Genomic DNA, 629 nt, shown 5'->3' on the forward strand with positions numbered 1-629 from the left:
AAGAGGTCACACCCGTTCCCATACCGAACACGGAAGTTAAGCTCTTCAGCGCCGATGGTAGTTGGGGGCTTCCCCCTGTGAGAGTAGGACGCTGCCAGGCACATCCCCAATAGGGGTTTTTATTTTGTAACACTATGGGGCCTTAGCTCAGCTGGGAGAGCGCCTGCTTTGCACGCAGGAGGTCAGCGGTTCGATCCCGCTAGGCTCCACCAATATTTTCTTTACTATGGCGGTGTAGCTCAGCTGGCTAGAGCGTACGGTTCATACCCGTGAGGTCGGGGGTTCGATCCCCTCCGCCGCTATTTATATATGGAGGAATACCCAAGTCTGGCTGAAGGGATCGGTCTTGAAAACCGACAGGCGGGTTAAACCGCGCGGGGGTTCGAATCCCTCTTCCTCCGCCATTTCATTTCCCAATTATATTGTCGCGGGGTGGAGCACGTTCGAATAAGCTTCTCCGAATCCGCTTCAGCGCACCGATTGAGCTTCATCTTGATTTATTTTTCCGAAATCGGGGCGGTTATTTTCTCGGACATGAAATAGTTCATTTATTTATTCACAACGTCGCGGGGTGGAGCAGTTCGGTAGCTCGTCGGGCTCATAACCCGAAGGTCGCAGGTTCAAATCCT

3 tRNA genes and 1 rRNA gene are annotated in these 629 nt (G+C 52.8%); all 4 read left to right on the plus strand.

What is annotated here, in order from left to right:
- Positions 1–100, plus strand: a 5S ribosomal RNA gene (rrf, locus tag QYG89_RS17010); the annotation flags it as partial.
- A gap of 36 nt (positions 101–136) precedes the next feature.
- Positions 137–212: transfer RNA gene (locus tag QYG89_RS17015), tRNA-Ala, on the plus strand.
- A gap of 16 nt (positions 213–228) precedes the next feature.
- Positions 229–302, plus strand: a tRNA-Met gene (locus QYG89_RS17020).
- A 9-nt stretch (positions 303–311) separates the two neighbouring features.
- Positions 312–404: transfer RNA gene (locus tag QYG89_RS17025), tRNA-Ser, on the plus strand.
- The last annotated feature ends 225 nt before the right edge of the window (positions 405–629 follow it).

Origin of the sequence: Bacillus lumedeiriae, from assembly GCF_044891285.1 — a bacterium.
In the GTDB taxonomy this organism is placed as follows: Bacteria; Bacillota; Bacilli; order Bacillales; family Domibacillaceae; genus Pseudobacillus; species Pseudobacillus lumedeiriae.